The organism is Sphingobacteriales bacterium, assembly GCA_016719635.1.
Taxonomy (GTDB): domain Bacteria; phylum Bacteroidota; class Bacteroidia; order Chitinophagales; family JADIYW01; genus JADJSS01.
Map to the genome: position 1 here is coordinate 809,677 of JADJYT010000001.1, position 23,955 is coordinate 833,631.

Annotated in this window: 17 protein-coding genes and 2 pseudogenes; 5 read left to right on the top strand and 14 right to left on the bottom strand. The window is 41.1% G+C overall.

The annotated features are described in order from the left end of the window. Positions 1-9 precede the first annotated feature (9 nt). The 6 genes and pseudogenes from IPM95_03670 to IPM95_03695 all read right to left on the bottom strand — a co-directional run bounded on the left by IPM95_03670 (position 10) and on the right by IPM95_03695 (position 6,131). On the bottom strand, positions 10-1,428 hold the full coding sequence (locus IPM95_03670; protein ID MBK9328415.1) for a DUF1800 domain-containing protein: 1,419 nt from the start codon (positions 1,426-1,428) through the stop codon (positions 10-12). 85 nt (positions 1,429-1,513) lie between these two features. Further along, positions 1,514-1,969: a hypothetical protein gene (locus tag IPM95_03675; GenBank protein MBK9328416.1), complete on the bottom strand. Its 456-nt coding sequence runs from the start codon at positions 1,967-1,969 to the stop codon at positions 1,514-1,516. 85 nt (positions 1,970-2,054) lie between these two features. Next, entirely contained in the window at positions 2,055-2,417 is a 363-nt protein-coding gene (locus IPM95_03680) for a CoA-binding protein (GenBank protein MBK9328417.1), read from the bottom strand. A 35-nt stretch (positions 2,418-2,452) separates the two neighbouring features. Then, on the bottom strand, positions 2,453-3,046 hold the full coding sequence (locus IPM95_03685; protein ID MBK9328418.1) for a hypothetical protein: 594 nt from the start codon (positions 3,044-3,046) through the stop codon (positions 2,453-2,455). A 68-nt stretch (positions 3,047-3,114) separates the two neighbouring features. Beyond that, positions 3,115-4,253 (bottom strand): annotated as a pseudogene (gene dnaX, locus IPM95_03690) (DNA polymerase III subunit gamma/tau). 78 nt (positions 4,254-4,331) lie between these two features. After that, on the bottom strand, positions 4,332-6,131 hold the full coding sequence (locus tag IPM95_03695) for an acyl-CoA dehydrogenase family protein (protein ID MBK9328419.1): 1,800 nt from the start codon (positions 6,129-6,131) through the stop codon (positions 4,332-4,334). A gap of 221 nt (positions 6,132-6,352) precedes the next feature. On the opposite strand from IPM95_03695, the gene IPM95_03700 reads away from it, so the two are divergent. Next, positions 6,353-7,390 (top strand): Rieske 2Fe-2S domain-containing protein, encoded by a 1,038-nt coding sequence (locus tag IPM95_03700; GenBank protein MBK9328420.1) that lies wholly within the window; start codon positions 6,353-6,355, stop codon positions 7,388-7,390. Here IPM95_03700 and IPM95_03705 read toward each other — a convergent pair. Further along, entirely contained in the window at positions 7,387-8,634 is a 1,248-nt protein-coding gene (locus IPM95_03705; protein MBK9328421.1) for a glutamate-5-semialdehyde dehydrogenase, read from the bottom strand. The genes IPM95_03700 and IPM95_03705 overlap by 4 nt on opposite strands. A gap of 67 nt (positions 8,635-8,701) precedes the next feature. On the opposite strand from IPM95_03705, the gene IPM95_03710 reads away from it, so the two are divergent. Next, positions 8,702-9,697: an MBL fold metallo-hydrolase gene (locus IPM95_03710; GenBank protein MBK9328422.1), complete on the top strand. Its 996-nt coding sequence runs from the start codon at positions 8,702-8,704 to the stop codon at positions 9,695-9,697. Between the two features lie 9 nt (positions 9,698-9,706). Here IPM95_03710 and proB read toward each other — a convergent pair whose 3' ends face one another. Beyond that, a complete protein-coding gene (proB, locus tag IPM95_03715; GenBank protein ID MBK9328423.1) occupies positions 9,707-10,741 on the bottom strand; it encodes a glutamate 5-kinase in 1,035 nt (344 codons plus the stop codon). A 73-nt stretch (positions 10,742-10,814) separates the two neighbouring features. Here proB and IPM95_03720 point away from each other — a divergent pair, with 73 nt between their 5' ends. Beyond that, on the top strand, positions 10,815-11,270 hold the full coding sequence (locus IPM95_03720; GenBank protein MBK9328424.1) for a cupin domain-containing protein: 456 nt from the start codon (positions 10,815-10,817) through the stop codon (positions 11,268-11,270). Positions 11,271-11,272: 2 nt separating this feature from the next. Further along, positions 11,273-12,526, top strand: coding sequence for an RsmB/NOP family class I SAM-dependent RNA methyltransferase (locus IPM95_03725; GenBank protein MBK9328425.1), 1,254 nt, complete (start codon positions 11,273-11,275; stop codon positions 12,524-12,526). Here the strand turns inward: IPM95_03725 and apaG are convergent. From apaG to IPM95_03745, 4 genes and pseudogenes are all read right to left on the bottom strand, one after another. Beyond that, on the bottom strand, positions 12,523-12,909 hold the full coding sequence (gene apaG, locus IPM95_03730; GenBank protein MBK9328426.1) for a Co2+/Mg2+ efflux protein ApaG: 387 nt from the start codon (positions 12,907-12,909) through the stop codon (positions 12,523-12,525). The two genes, IPM95_03725 and apaG, sit on opposite strands and share 4 nt — an antisense overlap. An 83-nt stretch (positions 12,910-12,992) precedes the next feature. Then, a pseudogene (gene gmk / locus IPM95_03735) lies at positions 12,993-13,561 on the bottom strand (guanylate kinase). A gap of 73 nt (positions 13,562-13,634) precedes the next feature. Then, on the bottom strand, positions 13,635-14,510 hold the full coding sequence (locus IPM95_03740) for a YicC family protein (GenBank protein ID MBK9328427.1): 876 nt from the start codon (positions 14,508-14,510) through the stop codon (positions 13,635-13,637). A gap of 83 nt (positions 14,511-14,593) precedes the next feature. Next, a complete protein-coding gene (locus IPM95_03745; protein MBK9328428.1) occupies positions 14,594-18,049 on the bottom strand; it encodes a hypothetical protein in 3,456 nt (1,151 codons plus the stop codon). Between the two features lie 73 nt (positions 18,050-18,122). Here IPM95_03745 and IPM95_03750 point away from each other — a divergent pair, with 73 nt between their 5' ends. Beyond that, a complete protein-coding gene (locus IPM95_03750; protein MBK9328429.1) occupies positions 18,123-18,779 on the top strand; it encodes an MBL fold metallo-hydrolase in 657 nt (218 codons plus the stop codon). A 4-nt stretch (positions 18,780-18,783) separates the two neighbouring features. On the opposite strand, the gene porV is transcribed toward IPM95_03750, so the two are convergent. Further along, complete coding sequence (gene porV, locus IPM95_03755) at positions 18,784-20,043, bottom strand: type IX secretion system outer membrane channel protein PorV (GenBank protein ID MBK9328430.1); 1,260 nt, start codon at positions 20,041-20,043, stop codon at positions 18,784-18,786. A 56-nt stretch (positions 20,044-20,099) separates the two neighbouring features. After that, entirely contained in the window at positions 20,100-23,912 is a 3,813-nt protein-coding gene (gene porU, locus IPM95_03760; protein ID MBK9328431.1) for a type IX secretion system sortase PorU, read from the bottom strand. Between the last annotated feature and the right edge of the window lie 43 nt (positions 23,913-23,955).

Here is a 23,955-nt window from a genome sequence, read left to right on the forward strand (position 1 = left end):
GGCTAAAGTTTAACACAGTTGAAAATCCGGCAGAGACATGATTTGTATTGCAATGCTTTTTATCTCATTCTCCCCGGAAGAAGTATCGGCAGTCAGGCTTACTGCAGACAATGCAGCTGCATTTGCAGGTCTGGCCAGTAACACTTTTGCCATATCCTGAATTTTGTTGGAGGACGAGGCAAAATAGTTCACCATTTTAGTCCAGTCGGATGTAGCACTCAATTTGCCGGAAGCAATCTTTTTAATGAATTCATCCGCCATTTTCCACTTCGGTATACCCATTTCGGGAGTTTCCTCCTTGGGTGTAAAGTCTATCTCCTTATCAAAATAAATGATTTGCGCCAATCGCATCCTGAACAGCAGCGAAGAACTGTCAATCCAGTTTTTCCCGCCCTGCCAGCCCGAAACATTGGGTGGATTCAATAAAACCTGACCGAGTGAACGCTGAATAAACAAGGTGCTCTGCGTATCCGTAAAATCGGCCGGAATGATACGCAGCATGCCCGTCAATAATTCAACCGGTGATTTTATCTTGACTCCTATATTCCTCGGATCATAAAACCAGGCGGATGAAAATATCTCTTTCAGCAAAGAGGTTATGTTATATCCCGACTGGTAGAATTTTTCCGACAATGACTGCACGATGGATACATCTATTTCATCATTTACCAAAAAGCGGTATATCTTTTTCGTGATAAAAAAGGCGCATTCCTTCTTTTCTAAAATAATTTTCAAAATATCCTCTCCTGAAAAATCACCCGTTTTACCCTGAAAGTTTTTGACTCCGAAATCATGGTGATGCACCCTGAATTTAAATTGTCCTTCCTGATCAAACCCCCATCCCGTAAAGGCACGTGCCGCCTCCTTTATATCCTGTTCCGTATAATTTCCCCGGCCTAGTGTAAAGAGTTCCATTACTTCCCTCGCAAAGTTTTCATTGGGATGACCCTTTTTATTCTGCTGGTTATTTAAAAACTGCAGCATGGCCGGCGACCTGGACACTTCTGACAATAAAGTCCGGAAATCTCCCAAAGCATTCTTGCGAATCACATCCAAATATAACTGATCATAGTATGGATTAACGGACCGGCATGCAAAATGACCATGCCAGAACAATGCCATCTTTTCCTGCAGCTGTGCTTCGCTGTGAATCATTTCATTCAGCCACCTATTGTTCAGTTCAAACAAATTCTGCTTCAGCAGCTGTTTCAAGTCTTTTACATCGGCTTTGGGTGCTGCTTTAATTTGCGCTTTTGCAGCAGCCACTTCTTCCGTCGTTATTGCCTGCAGATGCTTATATTCCGAACCGGGGTGGAATAATGCCTCTCTAACAGAAGATATATCTTTTGTTTCACCCCAATTGGCTGATGCAACACCAAAACCGGCACGATAGTATAAATGTTTTATTTTATCCGCTTCAGCGACCATATTCCTTTGACTGATATAACCGATAAAGGTTTAATGATAAAAATGCCGTTCAAGAGAACGGCTGTAAAACTATTAATAGTATCAATCAGAATCCTTCATCCGTCTCAACGGGATTCGGCATATTGTTCTTGCCAGACTTAAACTCCTCTCCTTTTTGTTTTTTCCAGGCATTCCATTTTTGTATCTGTCCGGGAGTAAGCAGTTCCTTTATCTGAGTGTTCCTTTCCAATTTAAGCGATTTCATCTGCTGTTTCGGATCTCCTTCAGGGTTGTCTTTCATTTGCTGACGGGCATCTTTGCGTTTGGCAATGTAATCAGTCTGGATAGCCAGTATTTTCTGATATTGAACATCAGACAAACCCAGCTTAACCTTTAACGTGTCGGCATATTCTGCCGGATTATTCTGCGTTGCATGAATGGCCCCTTTGTTACCTTTTGGTTTTTGTTTCAGATGATTTGCCGAAGTATCACTTTGAGCTGAAAGTGTTTGAAAGGAAATAAACAGGGCAATCAAGATCATTAATGAGTGTATCCTTTTCATAAAAAAAATTTAGTTAACTGTTAGATACAACATTAGATGAAAGGTTTAAAACCCAATAAAAGGGTTTTCATAAAGAGTGTTAAATCTAGTATTGACCTGTACTCAGCAGCACTAAAGTACAGGCATCTAAAGCCTGAATGTTATTTTCGGAGGCAAGCCGTTCCAGTTCATCATTTTCAGTTCCTGGATTAAAGATGATGCGTTTCGGATGCAATTTAAGAATATAGTCGTAATAAGCTTGTTGTCTTTGAGGATTAACATACAGGGAAACCGTATGTACCGCTTCATATAACTTCCAGTCCGTTTCTATCGCTATATCATCTATCTTAGCATCTTCAAATCCCAATGCAATTACCTCATGCCCGTTTTTTTTCAACAAACGCACTGCACGGTTACTATATCTGTCAGTTTTTGGACTGGCTCCTATTACTATTGTTTTCTTATTCATAAGGCTAAAACAAGCAGGCTGTACAATTCGTTCTGTCAGTCGAGGTTTAGGTCAAATTTTTGTATCAGCTTTAGGACAGCATCATTTTTTTCAATTAGCTCCTTCAGCCGTTCTTTCTGCGATTTATACGTTTTTGCCGCCGGCTCCTCTTTTTTTTGCAAAATAAAATCAAGATGTACGGTAACCGCACTTGATTTCTTTATCAGGTAGCTCACCATATCGGATTTATACAGCTGCAGAATCTCCAGTGATACGTTATTGGATTCTGTAAAAACAACTTTATCCTGAATAATCTGCGGCACCTGCCGTTCCGCAACATTCAAAAACGAACCCTGCAGATGTTCTTTATTTTCAGTTAAAAAACCCCGCCACAATACGAGCATATTCTCGGTTGTCAATTCAACTTTATCTTCTTCCGTACCGGTTGCCCGTTCCTGGTGCAGTTCATTGCGGATAGAACCCAATGAGGAGGTTTTAGGGAGTTCTTTTTTAGGTTTACTGGCAATTACAGGAGCTGTTATCGTTTCTTTAAAACCATTCAGTTCCGTTCTTTCTTCGACAACCGTTATCTCAGCATCTGTTATCTGCTCTATATTTATTGTCGTCCGGTCAGCAATTGTACCGACCATTTTATTTGCAGTTAATGGAGCAGGGTGTGAAACTTTTATCCTGTTTTTGTAAAATTCAAATAATGACTTTAGTTTTTTTTTTCACCCAAAATCACCGATAGCGTATTTTCTATCTGTGTGTGCAGAAAACAGATTTTGAGCAAAGCCAGTTCCACATGCAGCCGTTTGTTTTTGGCAGTCTTATATTCAATATCACATTGATTAATGATACTTAATGCATTTAATAGATAGGTGTCATTCATCAGATTGGCCAGCCTGAAATATTTAGCTTTCACGTCATCAGCCGCTTCCAGCAACTGAACCGTTTTTTCGTCCTTGCAAATCAACAGATTCCTGAAATGTTCCGCCAGACCGACCAAAAAACTTCGCCGTCAAATCCATTCCGGATAATCTCGTTAAATGCATTGAGCACGGACGAAGCATCTTCCGTCATGAAATACTCGGTGATATTGAAATAATAATCATGATCCAGGATATTCAGGTTGGTGATAACATCCTTATAGGTCACCTGTTTTCCTGCATAACTGACAATCTTATCGAACAACGACAAGGCATCCCGCAACCCTCCATCCGCCTTTTGAGCGATAACATGCAGGGCGGACGGTTCTGCCGTTATACCTTCCTGTTCACATATCTTCTGTAATTGTTTTACGATGTCAATATCGGAGATCCGCTTGAAATCAAAAATCTGGCACCGCGACAATATCGTCGGAATGATCTTGTGTTTCTCGGTAGTCGCCAAAATAAAAATCGCATAGCCCGGCGGCTCTTCCAGTGTTTTCAAAAATGCATTGAATGCCGACGAGGACAACATATGAACCTCATCAATGATGTATACTTTGTATTTTCCGCTCTGAGGTGCAAACCGGACCTGATCCACCAGATTCCGGATATCATCCACACTGTTATTGGATGCGGCATCCAGTTCAAAGATATTGAAGGATGCATTCTGATTGAATGAAACGCAGGAATTACACAGGCCACAGGGTTCAAAGTCTGTTCCGGGATTTTCGCAATTAATCGCCTTTGCCAGAATTCGGGCACAGGTGGTTTTCCCTACACCTCTGGGACCGCAAAAGAGAAATGACTGCGCCAATTTACCCGAAGAAAGCGCTTTTTTCAACGTTTCAGACACCTGCTCCTGGCCTACCACGTCCAAAAACCTGGATGGGCGGTACTTACGGGCTGATACGATGAAATTTTCCATGAGACTGTAAAAGTAAAAAGACCTTGCAAGTTTTAAAAACTTACATGGTCTAACTTATTAACAACACTCGGTTATTTATCAGAAGCTGTATTTTCCTTCTTCAAATACTTTGGCAGCAATTCTTCTGCGGGCATCTTTGGTGTTGAAGGTTTCATATTTTGTATAACGCTTCAGCCCCATCAGCATGATGCGCAGTTCATCACCTTCCGCAAATGACTGCAGACAGTGTTTGCCATGCAGGTTCACTCTTTCCATCGCATCTGAAATGTATATTTTGGTCATATCGATTTGCAATGCCGCAGCTGTCTCCCCTTGAGCAGCGATCAGTTTCTGCGTACGCAATACGGTTGACTCCATGGAATATACCTCTGCCAGCATATCTGCCACATTCATCAGTATTTCCTGCTCGTGTTTCAGTTTGGTCATCAATTTCTGTACTGCCGCACCCGCTGACATTAAAATAGCTTTCTTCGCATTCTTAACAGCCTTCATTTCTGCTGCCAAAGGTGTGCTGTCATCATCACTGCCAAAATCAGGAACACTCATCAGTTCTTTCTGAACAGCCATCGCGGGTGTCATCATATCTATTTTGCCGCCCATTGCGCGTTTCAACAACATATCTACGGATAACAAACGGTTGATTTCGTTGGTACCCTCAAAAATCCGGTTTATACGGGCATCTCTGTATGCGCCGGCTGCACCCAGTTCTTCGGAATAGCCCATTCCACCGTGTACCTGAACGTTTTCATCCACACAGTAATCCAAAACTTCAGAGCCGATGAATTTCAACAAGGAACATTCAATGGCATACTCTTCAGCTGCCATCATGATGGCTTCCTGATACGGTTTACCCTGCGCAACCAGTTCTTTTTCCTTGTTGTCAATCATATCGGATGCACGGTAACAGGCACTCTGGAGTGCATAAATACGTGTAGCCATCTCCGCAATCTTATATTGTATCGCACCGAAAGTAGCAATCGGTGTCTTGAACTGCTGCCGTTCTACCGCATATTTTGCAGCCTGTTCAACGGCCAATTTAGAACCGCCTAACACGCCAGCCGCCAGCTTGTAACGGCCTACATTCAGGATATTGAAGGCAATCAAATGTCCTTTTCCAATTTCACCCAGCAAATTCTCAACGGGTACTTTCACGTTTTCCAGGAATACTTGTCTTGTTGAAGAACCTTTGATACCCATCTTTTTCTCTTCGGCACCCAACGTCAATCCATCCATACCTTTTTCCAAAATCAGGCAGGAAAATTTATTACCATCGATCTGACAGAACACGATAAATACATCCGCAAACCCCGAGTTGGTTATCCACATCTTTTGCCCGTTCACAATGTAGTGTGTTCCTTCAGGATTCAAAACCGCTGTGGTTTTGGCACCCAAGGCATCAGAGCCGGAACTTGGTTCCGTCAGGCAGTAACAAGCCTTCAGTTCACCGGAAGCTAACTTAGGCAGGTAATATGATTTTTGTTTTTCGTTTCCGAAATAAACGATTGGTAATGTGCCGATACCGATGTGTGCACCGAGCGACAATGAAAATGACCTGGATTTTGCCAAATACTCAATCAGTAATGAATTGGTATTAAAATCTTTTCCCATTCCGCCGTACTCTTCCGGAATAGCCAGTCCCAGTAAACCCAATTCACCTGCCTTCATCAACAAAGACTCTGTCAGACCCGGTTCCTGGTGCTCTATCTGGTCATAAATCGGTGTGATTTCAGAATCAACAAAAGATACGACCGTATCGATGATCATTTGCTGCTCTTCATTTAAATCTTCCGGGGTGAATGTATCCTGGTAGTTGGATTCTTTCACTAAAAACTCCCCGCCTTTGAGTAAGTTCTTTACTTCGGTTAATGTTTCGCTCATGTTGTTTATTTTTCGATATTATTTGATGGTAAAATACTGCTGATTCCACATAAATGCTGAATTGCATATTAAAATTACAATGCATGCATTGAAATAACAAACGTTTGGTCAAAAGGTTCAGTTAAGTATTTGTTATCAATTTCAGAAAAAATAAAACGGGTAAAATTTATTGATTTAGATTAAATTTGCGGAGAAACTATTGAAAAGGCAACCGCTATCTCATGGCAGCTTATAAACGCATACCGCTAAAACCATATCCGAACGGATGGTATGTTCTTGCACATTCACATGAAGTGAAGAATGGGGAGATCATTACGAGGCGCTTTACAGGGAAAGATGTATTAATCTTCAGAACGAAAACCGGTAAACTGGCATTAACAGAACCCTATTGCCCGCATATGGGCGGGCATTTAGGGCATGGCGGTACAATAGAAGGGGAAAGTATAAAATGCCCCTTTCATCATTTCTGCTTTGATGCGAAAGGTGACTGTACAGCAACAGGATATGGCAGCAAACCCTCCTCTAAACTAAAATTGCCTACCTTTTATTCAGATGAAAAGAACGGACTGATTCTGATTTGGTTCGATGAAAAGAATCATGCACCCACCTGGTTCGTACCGCAGGAGGATTGGAGTGAATGGACGGAAGTGCGTTTTGCAGAATACGACTTCAAATCCCATCCGCAGGAGACTACGGAAAACAGTGTGGATGTCGGGCATTTCAGTATCGTACACGGATACTCCGGAGTGGAAACCCTGCATGAGATGGAGACCCATGAACATTATTTATACGCAAAATATGCCATGTGCAGAGTCGCAGATTTTGTCGGAAAGAAGAAAACGATTCGTACAGAATTCAACGTACATGTACACGGGTTGGGTTATTCCTTTGTGCATACAGACATGGCGGAAATAGGTATGAATACCAGACATTTTGTTCTGCCCACTCCTACAGATAAAGGAAAGCTGAAGCTCCGCATAGGTGTCAGCATTAAAAAGATGGCTAGTTTCAACAAGATCAGTCCGTTATTGAATCTAATTCCTAAAAGGCTGGCTCATCGACTTATACTGAACGGCGCTTATAAAGGTTATTGCCAGGATGTGAGCATGGATTTTAAAATCTGGGAAAATAAAATCTACATCGACCCTCCCATTCTTGCCAAAGGAGACGGGCCTGTAGCGCAATACCGCATGTGGGCCCAGCAATTTTACTACGAAGATTCGATGCAACCCAATTATATCCCGCAGGAGATTAGTTAACGGGTTTGGCCGCTTCCTCTAACTATCCATTTTTCTGTCGTGAGTTTTTCCAATGCAAATGGACCGCGTGCATGCAACTTTTGGGTAGAGATGCCAATCTCTGCGCCCAATCCGAAACAACCGCCGTCTGTAAAACGGGTAGATGCATTCGTATAGACCGCAGCCGCATCCACTTCCTGCAGAAAACGTTCGCACTTTTCAGCATCTTCTGAAATAATAGCCTCAGAATGCCTGGAGGAATAGGTACGAATATGCTCTAAAGCTTTCTCTAAGTTCTCCACCGTCCTCACCGAACATTTTTGCGACAAATATTCCATGCCAAAATTTTCCGGAGTGGCGCGTTTTAACCTTGGGTAATTTTGTTTGTGCAAAACATCATAAGCTTCGTTGTCAGCAAAGACTTCCACTTCAGATGCATTAAAACCCTCCGTAATCTTAGGTAAGAATTCGGCGGTTATTGCCTTGTCGACAAGAATCGTATCCAGCGCATTACATACGGATGGGCGCTGTGTTTTTGCATTAATAACAATTTTTGCCGCTTTATCCAAATCTGCTGTACTTTCCACATAAGTATGACAAACGCCTGCACCCGTCTCTATTGTCGGTACTTTCGAGTTAGACCGAACAAAATCTATCAATTGCTGTGAACCTCTTGGAATGATGATATCAACATATTTTACCGCTTCCAGCAATTCTTTAACAAATTTCCTGTCAACCGGCATCAATTGAATGGCATTTACATCCACCCCATTTTCGCGCAATGCCTGATGAATCAAGTCCACCAGTATCCGGTTGGTATGCTCCGCATCGCTGCCACCGCGCAGCACCACTGCATTGCCTGCATACAAACATAAGGCAGCAACATCTATTGTAACATTTGGCCTCGATTCATAAATAACCCCGACAACACCGATGGGAACACTCATTTTTTGGATAAACAACCCATTCTCCATTTTCTTTTCCAGCAAAACTTTCCCTGTCGGATCCTCTAATTTTAATATATCGTGTAACCCGGAAGCCAGCTCTTCTATCCGAGTTTCATTCAGCAGCAGTCTATCTTTCTTGGGATTAGCATCATCCATCCTTTCCAAATCTTTCAGATTTTCCTGAATGATTTTTTGCTCGTTCTGTATTAATAAATCCGCTAATACGGATACTATTTTTTTCTTGCTGTCAATTGATAACTTTCTGACAGAAACAGAGGCCTTGCTGACTGACTCTAAAATTCCCTGAATGGACTCCATGTTAAAATTTTAACCAAGTTATTTATAATTTTAGGTTTTTATAGGTATTTTTAGATAAAATAATCTAATGTTAAAGAAAATAATTAGAGGCTTCGCATTACTGCTATTCCTGCTGCTGTCAGCAGCAGGCCTTAAATTTATTCTCATTGGTAAAGATTTAAAAATTGATGAATTGGCCATTTTCCTCACCAAATCTGAAAACACCAAAGGAATCCGGCTAACCTACCTGGGATGCGCAGGATTTATAATAGAATATAATAACTCCAGTATCCTTTGCGACCCATATATCAGCAATCCGAGTTTATATAATTTCGGCAATGAACATGCAGACTGGTCGAAATATGTTGCAGAAGATAAATTAAATTCCATAGATTTGGTGACCATCTCTCATGGCCATTACGACCATTGTTATGACATGGAAAGTCTGAGCAGCTTCATCCAGCCAAACTCAAAAATTGTCGGTGATGTTAGTGTCCAGAATCAGCTGAATACCATTTATACAAACCGTGCTTTACAGAAAACCAGTCTGGAATTCGACAAAAAACAAGAATGGATATACAATACCACCAAAACTTTCCGTGTACTACCTTTGCCGAGCATACACAGTCCGCATATTGCAAATTATGAGTTTTTTAAAGGCAGTTATGCATCCCCTTTATCCAAACCTCCGGTTTATTTCTGGGACTGGAAAAAAGGTAATGCCTATTCTTATCTGATAGATATTTTAGAGAAAGATTCCATTTACTACAGAATTATCCTTACAAACGGCAACCTAAACAGTGCCTCCGTCAAGATGTTAAAAGAGATGAGTGCTGAACGAACGTCTGACCTTCAGTTACAGATATTCTGGAAAGAAGAAATGGTTGTAAAAAACATGTTTACTATTTATGGCATTACACAGCCAAAACAAATCATCCTGCAGCACTGGAATAATTTTTTCAGAAACAACAATAAGACCTTACAATACCTGCGTTCATCCAATCTTCCTAAGGTATTGAAAAGATATAACAATGAGGATATTCCGGTTTCCTTTATGCTCCCGTTCAGAGATGTAACCTTTTAACGTACTTTTTCACATCAGCACTATATCATCTGCATGTGCCAGCATAATATTCTGCTGTTTCAAGTTATTCTTTAATTCCTTGGAGGATATTTTTGCTCTTGCTACAGCAAAGGCAATTCCGTCTTCATCCGTTATTTCAAATGCTTCTCCTTTTTCAAAAGGATGACTGACATTCTTTACTCCTACAGCCAGCAAGCTTTTTCTTTTCACCAATGCCTTGTGAGCACCTTCATCCACTACAATACGACCTATGACCAAACTTCCGCTGGCCAGCCATTTTTGACGGGCTGTCTTGGAAACATTTTTAGGGTAACATACCGTACCTGTTTTTTCCTGGATGGCATGCAAGAGTCCGTTCTTTTCTTTTGCCGGAAAAATAACCACCTTAATGCCCATATTCGTTGCCAGGTGCGCAAACGTGAGTTTGCTGATCATCCCCCCCAACCCGCCTGATGATTTTTCCTTGTTCGCTAAGGAGAGTATGGAGTCATTAAATGATTCGATTTTCCGAATGACAGTACCATCTGCATCCAATAATCCGGCAACAGATGTACCAATCAACAAATAATGTGCTCCAAAACCCACCGCCAGTAACGTAGCCAGTTCATCATTGTCGGAAAATTGCAATTCCCGCGAACTCACCACGTCATTTTCATTGGCAATCGGAATGATTCCATTTTTCCATAGCTCTTCGTATGTTGCCCTCAGCTGAAGGAATTTCTCTCTGTCTGAAAAATGTCCGCGTTCACACAAACTTTGCGCAATCGGTATTTTATATTTAGAAAACGCTTCTGAATACTTATATATCAATATGGGATTACCGATAGCGGCTGCAGCTTTTCTCTCTTCAATTTTACCCGAATAATTGTGAATAAACCTTTTACCCGTACCCACCGCGCCTGAAGAAACGATGACTATAGAAAATTCCTTGTGAAGTGCGGCTAATTGTTTAGAAATGCCTTGCACCACCGATTCATCCAGGTTACCCTTTAAATCGGTTATGGAGGCAGTCCCTATTTTGAAAACCAGGATGGGTTTTTGCATCTTTTATAAAAAGTTTATCCAAAGTAATACTAATTTTGGAGTTGAATGAATTTTGGAGTTTAAATTTTGTTGAATGATGACCGCAGAACGATTGATTCATCACCTGGAGCTGGAACCTCATCCGGAAGGTGGTTATTACAAACGCACCTTTCTTTCAGGGAGTGATTCTTTTTCCTCTGTCTTATTTTTACTGACCAAAGACAATTTCTCCGCGTTTCACCGGATAAAATCAGAGGAACAATGGAACTGGTATTTTGGCGATGACATCATCCTCCATGAAATCAATGCATCTGGTGAATATACCAGAACAGTATTAAGCAATCAGCCTGACCATCTCAAATTCCAACATGTCGTTGAAGGAGGCAATTGGTTTGCCAGTGAATGTTTGGGGAATTTTGGTTTTGCACTATGTGGCTGCACCGTCATTCCGGCATTTCAATTTGCAGATTTTGAATTGGGAAAAAGGGCCGATTTAACAGAATCCTATCCACAACACAGTTCACTCATCACCCATCTTACCAGAACCTAAAAATGCAGCCAGTAAAATTCCATCCTCCGGTTATCGATGCCATAACAGTTTGCCTGAAGGCCATTTTTGAAGAGCAGAAAGTGGCCGACAAGGTGGTGAATTTTTACCTGAAAGAACATAAACTGTTCGGATCCAGAGACAGAAGCATGATCGCTGAGACGGCCTATGACATTGTACGATGGAAGCTGAAGTATCAATATTTACTGGCAACCTACAGTGAACAGCTGACAAAATACAAACACCTGATTCTAATAAGTTTATTAAACAGGAATTACAACATAAATAACATCGATACATTTGAAGTTACAGAAGCTGACATAAACCAGCTAAAAGAGATTATTAAGCAGCCCATTGCGGAAAAGCATATCGATCAATCCTATCCGGAGACGTTTTATACCTTTTGTACGGAAAGCATCGGTGAACGATGGCACCAACTGGCAGCAGCCCTAAACAAAATGCCGGGAATCTTTATTCGGGTAAACACATTAAAGACAACGAGGGATGAATTATTAAAATTACTTGAGAAAGAAGAAATTGCCATCCAAATACCGAGCCTTCCGCTGACAACAAACGAATCATACACCACTATTCAGATACTTTCAAAGAACAATCTGAAAAATAATACGCTTTACAAACAGGGCTTCTTTGAATTCCAGGATATTGGTTCTCAGGCAATAGGCCGGTTTGCAGCGGATGCCATTGCTGAAACAACAGGATTGAAAAGCATACGCATCCTGGATATGTGCGCAGGTGCAGGCGGAAAAACGCTTCAACTTTCCTGTTTATTAAAGAACCAAGGGAAAATTTTTGCGACAGATTACAACCCGTCCAGGATAAAACAACTGGCCTACAGGGCAGCACAGGCGGGGTGTAAAAATATCGAAATCACGGATTATAATGAGGCAAAAAAAATGAATGAATTTGATATCATCCTGATTGATGCACCCTGCAGCGGCAGCGGCACATTTAAACGGCAACCTGATTTAAAATACAAAATAACACCGGAAAAAATCCAGGAGTATCAGCTCATCCAAGCCTCCTTACTGGAAAGTTGTAAAAACAAACTGCGAAAAAACGGTAAAATCATCTACGCCACCTGCAGTGTACTGCCAGAGGAAAATGAATTACAGCTCCGGCATTTCTTAACGGAAAATACTGGTTTTACATTGATAAACGCTATGCAGCTTTCTCCAACCCAATATGAGGGTGACGGATTTTTCATGGCAGAAATTGCGAAAAAATCCATGGAAGGCTAATTCCATTTCATCGGACTCCCCATGTAAAATTCGGGAATGATGACATGAAAGGATTTTCGGGTATCTTTATTTTCCATTAAATAGGTACCGAACATTTTGCCCATATCTGTTTTTAAGTCACAACCGGAAATGTATTCATACTGTTCACCGGGATGGATAACAGGTTGTTCTCCAACCACACCTTCGCCTTCCACTTCGCGCAGCTGTCCAAGGCCATCAACGATATGCCAATGACGGCGAAGCAGCTGAACGGAAGCGCTACTGTTATTTTCAATTTTTATCCTGTACGCAAACATAAAATGCTGTCCCATCGGATATGAATAATCCGACTGGTAGAATGTTTCCACACTTACTTTTATCTTATGTGTTATGGCTGTAACCATCTATTTTATCGCCTACAAACTGTCAATCCATAAGTAAATATAATAAGAAACGAAGAAAAAGGGGTATTAATTTTAGTATGTCATCAGTGCCCGAACTTCAGGAAATAATGTACGATCGCTTCCGTCTGCTGTTGTGCATTCTTTAAATCGTCATTAATGATGGTGATATCAAACTGCTTGTATTCTTTCATTTCCACTTCAGCCTTCTCCAGCCGTTTTTTAATTTTTTCCGGAGAATCCGTACGCGCAGTTCTAATCGCTCCTTCAGTATCTCCAGACTTTTGGGCTGTATAAATAATGCCAGCGGCTTGAATTTCAGATTTTTTATCACATTCAGTGCACCAAATACATCTACCACCAATAATGGAAATTTGTTTTGCCGGTTAATACGGTCGAGTTCCGATTTCATGGTACCATAATAGGTGTTTTCATACACTTCCTGCCATTCCAGGAGTTCATCCTCTTCAATTTTCTCTTCAAATGATTCCGCGTTCATAAAATGATAATCCACGCCATCTATTTCTCCTTTGCGGATATCACGTGTAGTGGCTGATACAGAATAAGAAAGTTCAGGAAACTGCTGCAGCAAATAATCACCTAATGTATTTTTACCAACGCCGGAAGGCCCAGACAGTATGATGACTTTTTGCATGTGCGAAGATAAAAAAAGTAGTCAGTAGTAAGTAGTTCGTCAATAGATTTTTTAGACATTTGTGATTACAGCGTTACAACACATTCAACACCTGTTCTTTGATCTTTTCAAGCTCCTCTTTCATTAATATGACCAGCTTCTGCATAGAGGCGTCACTGGCTTTGGAGCCTATCGTATTGATTTCCCTTCCCATCTCCTGCGCTATAAATCCCAGTTTTTTCCCTTTCTCCATCGTAGTTTCTCTCAATACCTGAAGAAAATAATTGCAGTGGGTCTCCAGCCTCACTTTTTCCTCATTGATATCCATTTTCTCCAGGTAATAGATCAACTCCTCTTCAAACCGGTTTTTATCAATGGAATCATCCTGTAAATAGTTCTCCAAATCCTGTTTCAGCTTTATCTTGAGTTTCTCCAATCTGGCATTCTCATAGAGAGCTAAATCATTCTTGTACTGCTGGATCACTTTTATACGTTCTATCAAATCCTTCTCCAGCTGACTGCCTTCATCCGTACGAAATTGTATCACACCGTTCAATGCCTCTATCACCGCTTGCAGCAAGGCATCGGCATCCTGTTCATTCAAGGTACTGCCTTCTGATTTGTTGATATCCTGGAAACGCAGTACAGCGGATATTATATTTTCACCTAACGGAATGTTCCTTTCAGCAGAAAACTGCTGCAGCTGATTATAATATTGCTCCAGCAGATTAAAGTTCAACCCTGCAGTAGCCCCCCCCGATTTATCTTCCTGAAAATAAAGCTCTACCTTCCCGCGTATAAGTTTTTCCGCAATGACTTTTCGTACCTCCAGTTCTTTTTCCCGCAGGTCTGCCACAATCTTGAAATTCAAATCAAGTTGTTTGCTGTTGAGCGACTTGATTTCCACGCTATAGGACTTATCACCCAGCTTTACATTTGATTTTCCGTAACCGGTCATTGAAAGTAGCATATGGAAATTTAATTATAAGTCAGCAAAGAATGAAATGTAAAGGTACTATTTAATAACGAATAACTCCCGTTGAATGGGACTCCTCAAAAATCCTTGCTTAAAGAAAAATGCCAGATAGGTTTTTTGTTAAATGATAGCCCGTCATACCCCCAGCCGGTATCCAACCGAAGAAAGTAGCCCAATATATTGGTTCTGACACCCACCCCGGTGCCAAATACAAACGGATTCCTGTAGTAGTTGACTGTCACCACAATTGGGTTATTATCCGGCCTAGGAGTTACTACTTCAGTACTCAGTGCGTTATTCTTATCAAAAGGATTTGCAAAATTATAGGCTAACCCTGCATCAAAGAATCCCAGAATCTGAAAATCTCTCAGGAATGCGGATTTCAGAGGTTTCCTGGCGAAGAAGGAAAAAACGGGAATGCGCAGTTCAGAATTCCATAACAAATAGTTATTGCCGTTTCGAATATTTTGCGGCAATCCGCGCATATTGGTGACCGGTGCCTGCAAACCGTAATTTTGATTCTGAGCGATTGGGATGGTATAATCATACCTTGGATTCAGCCAGGTATCCACACCTCCTAAAAAATACAGTACTTTCTTTGGCCCAAAAGAAGTGGCGCCTGAGAACCGGTTTGCCCAGATAATATTCCTGTGTACCTTCTGATAATGACGTATATCAAAACCGATATTCGCAATGTGTGAATTCTTCTCGTTGGCATTGTAAAAATACTCGGCATAAACTTTATACCGGTATCCGTTTAAAATATTAAACTGAATTTCCCTGGTATTATCATGCACAAATTCCAGTCTTCCCGATATCCAGTTTTCTTTTATATCTTTTAACGTCAGACTTATCTGGTCTGTCAGTGAAACATCCAACCGTTCATTCCGGTAAGAAACAGACCACCGCAGACTTTTCGTTACATCAAACGGATAGCTGAATGCCACTTCGGCAAAATTGGAGCGTGTTTTACCGGTATAGGAAAAAGGCAATACATTTCCGCTGCTGTCTGAAACAGAAAAGGAGATCCTGTCTGATCGGCGATAATACAAAATGGATTTATCAATGCGTTTTTTAAGATTGATATATTTCACATAAGCCTCAAACCCCTTGAAATCAAATGGAATCCTGAAACCACCAATAATTTTATGGTCTTCCATCAAATCACTGACTCCGAAATTAATCATGGCGCTTAAATTCGGAAAATTATAGGACCCTAAATTCTGTTTAAAACTTTGATAATTCTGGGTAAGGATACTGTTATCTAATTGTGTGACCACATAATCAGATGTAAATTTAGCCCTGTAGGGTAATATCCTGATTTTTTTACCGGTAGTACGCTCCACGTTTTGCAGGCTTACCACCGGAGTGTTTTGCAGAAACGGCGGCGGTTCATCCCCTTCCGCTGTTTTAACGGTATCCTGTGTCAGAACGGTATCCTTTCTTGCAGGCAGCTCCACAACGGTATAGCTGATGGTATTATTGTAATCAGATTCAAACGTGTATTTAAACGGAGCGTCCAGCAAACTATCCATTGATACATCCTGAACAGGCACATTAAATACCCCGGGCTGAACAGATTTTTTGCTGCCTTTGATGGGCGGGTATTTATTTTCGGATACGGAATATTCTTTATAAAATTTACGGAAGGATGTACTCTTTAATTCTGTGTTTTTCTTCTCATCCATTGCTTCATCAGGAACATTCGGTTTCGTATAGAGATAGGCCTTTCGCTTTTTGGCACCAAAATACAAATATGTGTTTAGTCCGGAAACACCTGAATTCAATATACTATTCGAGAAATTGGAAACCGGGAAAGTCATACCTCTCCATTTGTAAACATCTATTTCCTGTTTGACGGCAATAAGTTCACCATTATCATTCTCCATCTCAACATCTGCAGAATCCTTTCCGGCATAGACACTGTCAAGGGTACCTAAATACTGGTTATAAACACCATTCTCGTCACTTAAAAACGTGTAGTATGACCGGTTGAATGTGCCAATTCCCTTCTCATTTGCAAATGGTGTTTCAGTCACCCGTGCCAGATCGGTACCTCTTTTATTTAAATCATAGTAAAACAAATCCAGGGTTTGTGTCGGCAATACGGTATCTACAGGGCTGAGGTATAATTTATCTTCTGTTCTGTTGGAAGAGAACAACACTCCGTCATTACCGTTCCAGTTTACATATACCGGATTTAAATCATCATAATTGTCATTGTTCAGCTGGGTGGCATTGGTATTGAGTGTGTTGTATAAATACAAATCCGTTTGCCCTTTATTTTGGCCGGATACAATCAGCACGTTTGGATTGTTGGTATAATCCGCGCCGTAGATGCGTTTAAACTTTACGATATTATTCTTTGTTTTTATGTTCTTATCAATATCTATCTGTGTAAGACGGATAATATCCCTCTTTTCATTTATAATTGCCAGCTTATGTCCCGTCTTAGACCAGGTTAGTACCGGATAAGACTTATTAAACGGATATTGATCGGAACGAAAACCCCCTTTAGCAATTTTTTTTGCCTTTTGGGTTTTCAAATCCTCGAGCATAACTTTATAAAAACCCCCGTCAAAAACGGCATATGCAGCGTATTTTCCATCCGGTGAAATTTTCAAATCACCGATATCCGTGTTATTGCGTTTCTTAATTTTTATCGCTGCCAATGCATCTGTACTGTCTCTGTCTTTATTATCTATCACGTAACGGCTTTCATAAAACACTTTCCAGTCTCTCATCAGGTCATCCAAACGGCTGTTGACGGCAAATACAAATCCATTATTAATATTGTGATTAATCCTGGTCAGATATAAGATATTAGGAATTGCATCCTTACCGAACAGTTGGTTAATCATGTACCAGAATGAATGTCCTGCAAATTCCGGGTCTAAATTGATTAAGCGGTTGAAATCCGGCTTTTTGGAGGTCAGCAAATACTGTTTCAAACGTGCATCCAATTCTGTATTCCATGGCTCTCCCATATAGGAAGACAAGCCGTTTCTATACCATTCCGGCATGATTAAAAAGATGGCATTCTGAATTTTCTGACCGAAACTGCTTCCCGCCATCATCTGACGGATGTATAATTCGGATAAACCTTTCATCAGATCGCGCTGTAAATGGCGATGATTCCCATCATAGTGCAGAAACAGCTTGTTATCCCTTAAGACAGCTGTTCCTCCAATGTTATAATCCTCCTGTCCAAGCCCTATATTGGTTTGGGCTAAGTCAGTGATATCATTATATACCAGAATATCTATCTGCGACCGGTAGTTAAAATCCATTTGCCTGTTGAGTTCCTTCAGTTTCATTTCTGCTGTCGTCCAGACAAATTTCCCGATTTCCTGGCCGCCCGGATAAAAATAAATGGTAAAATTGTCCGAATTGTAAAATTGCCAGTCGAACGGATGATATTGCACCCTGTTCTGGCCAAATTGAACCTGTGTGGTTTGAGCCATTAAAGTAAATGGCAAAATGAATAAGCCTAAAAAAAATTTATTTAAAACAGATGTAAATCGTAAAGACATTGCAGAGAATATAATTTAACAGCTTATCGCTTTTTACTTATAACTTTCTATTTTTACAAAGTAAAGAAATCTTATGGATAACGCAAAAATAAAGACAGATATTGCCGTATTTTGTTTCAACCCCTTTCAGGAAAACACCTATATTCTTTCCAGCCCCGGCAAAGAGTGCTGGGTTATAGATCCGGGATGCTATACCCTTCAGGAACAAAAGATACTGGCAGCCTATATAGAAAAGAATGCCTTAAAACCGGTCCGCCTGCTGAACACGCACTGCCATTTAGATCACATTTACGGAAATAAGTTCATCTCTGATGAATACCGGCTGGAACTTGGCATTCACGAAAAAGAAATTCCGGTCCTGCAGTCCGCATCCATAGGTGCACGGCTGTTTGGAGCCAAGATTCCGGATAAATGCGAACCTGGTTACTTTATAAAGGAAGGAGATGTTTTAGAATTAAAAGATACATCCTTTAGTGTATTATTCACGCCTGGACACTCTCCGGGCAGCATTTGCTTTTATCAAGAAGAAGAACATTTTGCTGTTGTCGGGGATGTGTTGTTCAGCGGCAGCATTGGACGTACCGATTTGCCGGGCGGTGACTATGATACATTGATAAAATCTATTAAGACACGTCTGCTGGTACTGGAAGATTTAACCGAAATTTATAACGGGCATGGCCCGAGTACCACAATAGGCGAGGAAAGAAAATACAACCCATTCCTGAGATAATTATTTACTTCGCTTTCAGCCTTTTTCTGGTTGACTTATCCACCTTATCGGTAGCATCATTCAAGTCTTCCCCATCAATGTCCACTTTGTTGCCACCTAACTTGGCGAAGTCAAACTTTAGGGTAAACCTGAACGTATTATCCAGCGGATTTCGTGCCCCGCCTGTGGGTATCAAATAAGAGAAATCCAATCCAAATACACTATATTTTACACCCACCCCCATGGAAACAAATCGTCTGTTACCCTTGTCTTTTGCTTCTAAAAAATATCCGGCACGGGCTGCAAAAATATGGTCATACCAATATTCCGTCCCGATTCCCATCGTCCACTCACGCATTTCTTCCTTAAAGCCACCGGGTGCATCCCCCAGTGATTTAAACATCCCCACAAATGATGACTGTTCCTTGAAGTCAAGAATATTGTTGCTGTCTCTGTCTCCAGCTTTTGGTGTCGGTACCAATAACTTGTTGAAATCTGCATAAATACCCCATTCATGTTGTTTGGTGGGCTGTAAACGGAATCCAAACCCTAATCCAAAATTTGTAGGGATGAAATCTTTTTCTCTGGCATTTGCAGTATAGGCTATCTTTGTTCCCATATTCGTTACAGCAAAACCGGTCATGAAATTAGCCTTCATCTTCTTTTTTCCCACTGTAAAGTCCTTGCTGTAGGTACCGGTCAAATCAGCACCAAATGCGTGTCCTGCCCTAATAGGCTCACTGCCAATACTTTGCCCTTGTGCTAAATTTGAATAAATATACCTGAAGGCTACGCCTAATGCAAAGCTTTTCCCTAATCTTCTTGAATATCCTGCATCAAAGCACAACTCGCGGGGTCGACCGCTCCCGATGGAATTTCCGTTAGCATCTGTAAAATCAATATCTCCTAAACTGAAAAACTTAAGGGATGTATGCACCACATCATTGGGGGATACCTTGTAGTACATGGTAAAATGCGTCATAAAGATATCTGTGATACCGAGGGCTCTCAGCCACGGCGCATAAGACATGGATAATCCAAGTTTACGTTTGGCAAATGCCAGCTTGGAAGCGTTATAGAATGAGGTGTTAGGATCAACAGATGTGGCAATACCGACATCACCCATGCCTCCACCCCTGGCATCAGGTATGATTCTAAGAAATGGAACAGCACTATTGACGGTGTTAATACCCCCTTTTGTAAAGTTTTGACCTACTGAGGAAGCACATATACCTGTCAGAAAAAAAGCAAAAAACAAGAAGTTGGGTTTCAAGATATATCTCATAAAATTATGTACCATGTGTTTGAGAACGTTAAATTGACAAAATTATTTTAAAAATTCTAATTTAGAACGACTAATTTTTGATATTGGCTCACTTTTTTGCCTGTTTCGTCCTTTAGAGAGATTCTGTATATGTATACTCCACGTCCGATTTTATCGCCGAAATCATCTGTTCCATCCCAATTTATATCATCTACCCTGTAGCCCGGACTGTTGATATTTCGAGTAATTGTCTTAATAATTTTGCCGGAAACAGAGAATATTTCAATTTTCATATCCAACGAGGCACCCGGCTTGTTGTGTTCAAACATAAACCTGGTATTTGTGGTAAAAGGGTTGGGGTAGTTTAACACATGGGATAAGGCAAGATTTGCTTTTTCCTCCACCACGAATTCAGTATATCCCTCTCCAGAGTTATTCAGCACATCCCATGCTTTGACATGAAGGGTATGTCTGCCTTTTGAAAGTTTAGAAAACGGGTACGTTATTTCACCATTCGTCAGATCATCAATTGCTGCTTCAAAGAAATCATTCAGGTTAAAGATATTTTTGGTATCATTATCAATAATGGCAGTGATATCATGCCCCAACCCGTTTCCGGAGGTATTGATACCGTTTTCGTCAAAGATTTTTGAAAACAGCTTTGGATTCTCATCGGTAATCCCGCCAAAAGCAAATTTATCGTCATTCAGAAATACATCCACAACAGGTCCCTTGTTGTCGACCGGAAAGGAATCGCTGGAGCCGCCGATGATGATATCTGTCGAGTAGCCGGATGCATCCGTTACATCACTGCCGGCGTACAGGCTGATTTTTCCGTTACCAAAATTATAGTCGATATCTTTCGGTACCAGAAAGGTAAATTTAAACTTACCATTTGTCACTTTAGACTTCCCCTTGTAGATGCTGTTTTTCTGCAGCTGAAACTGATAGGCAAAACTTTCCGGATCGTTCATCAGGGTATTGACCGTTTTAATCTTGTCGTATATGATTACAGATGCGATACCATTAAATTCATTCATGAGCACATTGCTCTTATCCCTCACTTCTCCTTCAATGGTAATCTTAGACAAAGCCTTTAGTGTATCATGCGGGGATGCAAGAGGGGTATTGTTTACTAGTGTTGCGACAACATTGTTTTTGGGAAAAGCCAGGCGCAGTGCGGGATCTCCCAAGAGGGAAAATTTCCGGTTGCCGTCAAATGTATTGGTTCTGATTTTAGCCTGCAGGGTAATATCGCCGAGTGTCATATTTTCATTGTCATAAGCCACCGCCATCTGATTCATGAAATTATCATTCATGGTCCTGTTTCGATTGGAGTAAACAACTCTGGTGGTGGTGACCAGTCCTATGGCGCCTCCGTCCGGCCTGAATATTACACGTTCACCCAACGAATTTTCATCCGGCCTGTCATAAGGAGCAAACTCACAGGTTGCGGTAATAAACAAGGTCAGCTTATTGGGATTATCCCAGTTGTTGATATCGGTAAAATTCAAGATCCTTTCCGCCGCAAGCCCAAGCCGTGCACCATGACCGACATAATTGACAAACAACGTACCGGTAAATAATTTGCGGTCGATGGTTTCATTTACGACGGGGTATGTTTTCCCTGCTGCCGAAGATTCCTGCTTAAAGGCATCCAGGAATATCTTATCGATGTTTGACTTTTTCTGCGCGGTCCCGAAATTATCCGCAATGGAATTACAATCGTCAATATGAATATTAAAATCTTCATCATCTGCTATGAAAGTACCCTGATTTCTCCAATCACCCAAAGCGGCACTTGAATAATACATCTTAATCTTATCCAAAACAATCTGTGCTTTGGATACATCATCGGCAGGAATCCGTCCAACACTCACATCGTCTTTTTCCGCAGCCGTGTTGGTAATATTTGCACCTTCATTATCATCTAAAATCCCAAAATAATCATCTGACACATAGGTTTCCAGTGTTTCATACGTTTTATCACTTTCATAGGTCGGCATATAATAATCTCCGAGGTTCTTATTTTCAAAGGTACCGTCGCCGAAGAGCAATACATATTTAGGCATTTGAGCAGGATCCCCGGCAGCCCGGTCATAAAACATTTTCACAAAGTTGCGTATGGCCGTTATATCATTTGTACCTGCGGAAAATTCATTGTACACCTGACTGAGGTCTGCCACCGTTACTCTCAAATTTTGCTTCTCCCGGTGAAACTGTGCGAGTTCAGCAGCTTGTGCTAAAAAAGCGGAACGGGTAACAATCAGCATATCCTGCTGCGGAAGTGCATGCAGGTCCTGATTCGGTATACTTCCAAATGCCGTGGGAACTGCGGTTGAATTTTCCAGTGCCACAAACTCCTTCAATGTATCGGTTACCATGTTAAATGTCGCGGTGTTGCCGGCAAGTACATAATTTACTCTCTGAATCGCAAATGGGTTGGTTACATCCCATACCTCTACATTGGCATTCATATTTAGTATGGTAAACCTGGAAACACTTCCCGTTCCGACAGATGCCGCGCTTCTGAAATATAAGGGTTGTCCGTTATAACTCAACTTGGAGACTGCATTTACCTGAAGATAATCCAACCAACCTTTGGTTGAAAAATTTCCGTTTCTGTCAAAGTTAACATTAACTGTAAAATCGGAGGAAAGGTTGCTGAGCAGGAATGTTCTTTCGACCCAGGTGGCTGTATTATAAATGCCGGGATAAGGCTGAGCCACATTGGGAATAAAAATACTGTTTGTATTTGCGGAGTTGTTGGTGCTGATGGTAAACGTAGATCCCTGAGAAAATGCACTTGCAGCAACACCCACAATCAGCTTAGCAGGTTGCGCACTGATTAAATCGGGCAAATTAAAACTGTAAGATTTATCGGTCAGACCGCCAAACTCATCTCCTAAAAACTCTTTTCCCGACTGTGCCACATTTACTTTATTCTCTTCAAAAAAATCATATGCATCATACGTGGTGATTGTTTTATTTACAGGCAAGGCAGACGGATTCACCGAACTTATCCTTGCCCCACTTCCTGCATCTGCCGTTATAAAAAAGTTCTTGGTGTCACTGTAATGGTGCTTCTTAGCCAGAAAGGTTTGCCTTACGGCATTATACGTCCACTTTTCCGGGCCGGGAAGATATGCCAGCACATAATCACCAGCCTGAAAGCTGCCTGACGATGCCGAAACAACCTTAATGGGGATTTCCTTTATATCGTCCTCTCTCTCCGCTCCCGCCAGTTCTGGCAGCATACCAGCCCGATGTCCGAAAATCCGGATGGTACCCGGATTGATAATATCTGCCGACATACCGAGACTCTTTAAAAAATCATAATCCAATTTATAAACGCCTGCCTTCGGTACACCAATTTTATACCATTTGCCCGTACCAAGCATCGAATTGGCGGCATAGACCTGCGAAGAAAGTCCGGACAACCTGCTCGATGCATTTCCGGATGGATTTACGACCAAATCAAAAGAGGTCAGCACTTCTACCTGACCGTTGTTATTTTTAAAAGGAAAAACGGTAACGGTCGCAAGATTATTTTTCCGGTAAGAACCCACTTCATATGAAACAATCTCCTGATTCTGAATTACTTTCATCTGAACCAAGGTGATGCTGCTGCCTTTATACGGCTGGTAAACAGGATTTTCTACACGAACATCTGCCTGATTATTTGCACCCAATTCCACCACTGATGCATAAACAGGGAGTCCTGAAAATTTCTGAGGGTAAACAGCTTGCTTAAACACAAGAAATTCCTCCTGATTTTGCCAGCTTAACGTAACTGTCCTCCGATATTTTTTCAGGTCATCCCCGACAGATAAAAAAAAGTGCCCTATAAGTGGAATAAGCAATAAAATCCTGTATAATTGAGTCGACATAAGGATGCTAAAATTAACTAATTGTTACAAGTCTGGCCATACT

Coding starts and splice junctions, on each gene's coding strand:
- IPM95_03670 (MBK9328415.1), bottom strand. CDS start 1,428: ATGGTCGCTGAAGCGGATAAAATAAAACATTTATACTATCGTGCCGGT.
- IPM95_03675 (MBK9328416.1), bottom strand. CDS start 1,969: ATGAAAAGGATACACTCATTAATGATCTTGATTGCCCTGTTTATTTCC.
- IPM95_03680 (MBK9328417.1), bottom strand. CDS start 2,417: ATGAATAAGAAAACAATAGTAATAGGAGCCAGTCCAAAAACTGACAGA.
- IPM95_03685 (MBK9328418.1), bottom strand. CDS start 3,046: ATGGTCGGTACAATTGCTGACCGGACGACAATAAATATAGAGCAGATA.
- IPM95_03695 (MBK9328419.1), bottom strand. CDS start 6,131: ATGAGCGAAACATTAACCGAAGTAAAGAACTTACTCAAAGGCGGGGAG.
- IPM95_03700 (MBK9328420.1), top strand. CDS start 6,353: ATGGCAGCTTATAAACGCATACCGCTAAAACCATATCCGAACGGATGG.
- IPM95_03705 (MBK9328421.1), bottom strand. CDS start 8,634: ATGGAGTCCATTCAGGGAATTTTAGAGTCAGTCAGCAAGGCCTCTGTT.
- IPM95_03710 (MBK9328422.1), top strand. CDS start 8,702: ATGTTAAAGAAAATAATTAGAGGCTTCGCATTACTGCTATTCCTGCTG.
- proB (MBK9328423.1), bottom strand. CDS start 10,741: ATGCAAAAACCCATCCTGGTTTTCAAAATAGGGACTGCCTCCATAACC.
- IPM95_03720 (MBK9328424.1), top strand. CDS start 10,815: ATGATGACCGCAGAACGATTGATTCATCACCTGGAGCTGGAACCTCAT.
- IPM95_03725 (MBK9328425.1), top strand. CDS start 11,273: ATGCAGCCAGTAAAATTCCATCCTCCGGTTATCGATGCCATAACAGTT.
- apaG (MBK9328426.1), bottom strand. CDS start 12,909: ATGGTTACAGCCATAACACATAAGATAAAAGTAAGTGTGGAAACATTC.
- IPM95_03740 (MBK9328427.1), bottom strand. CDS start 14,510: ATGCTACTTTCAATGACCGGTTACGGAAAATCAAATGTAAAGCTGGGT.
- IPM95_03745 (MBK9328428.1), bottom strand. CDS start 18,049: ATGTCTTTACGATTTACATCTGTTTTAAATAAATTTTTTTTAGGCTTA.
- IPM95_03750 (MBK9328429.1), top strand. CDS start 18,123: ATGGATAACGCAAAAATAAAGACAGATATTGCCGTATTTTGTTTCAAC.
- porV (MBK9328430.1), bottom strand. CDS start 20,043: ATGAGATATATCTTGAAACCCAACTTCTTGTTTTTTGCTTTTTTTCTG.
- porU (MBK9328431.1), bottom strand. CDS start 23,912: ATGTCGACTCAATTATACAGGATTTTATTGCTTATTCCACTTATAGGG.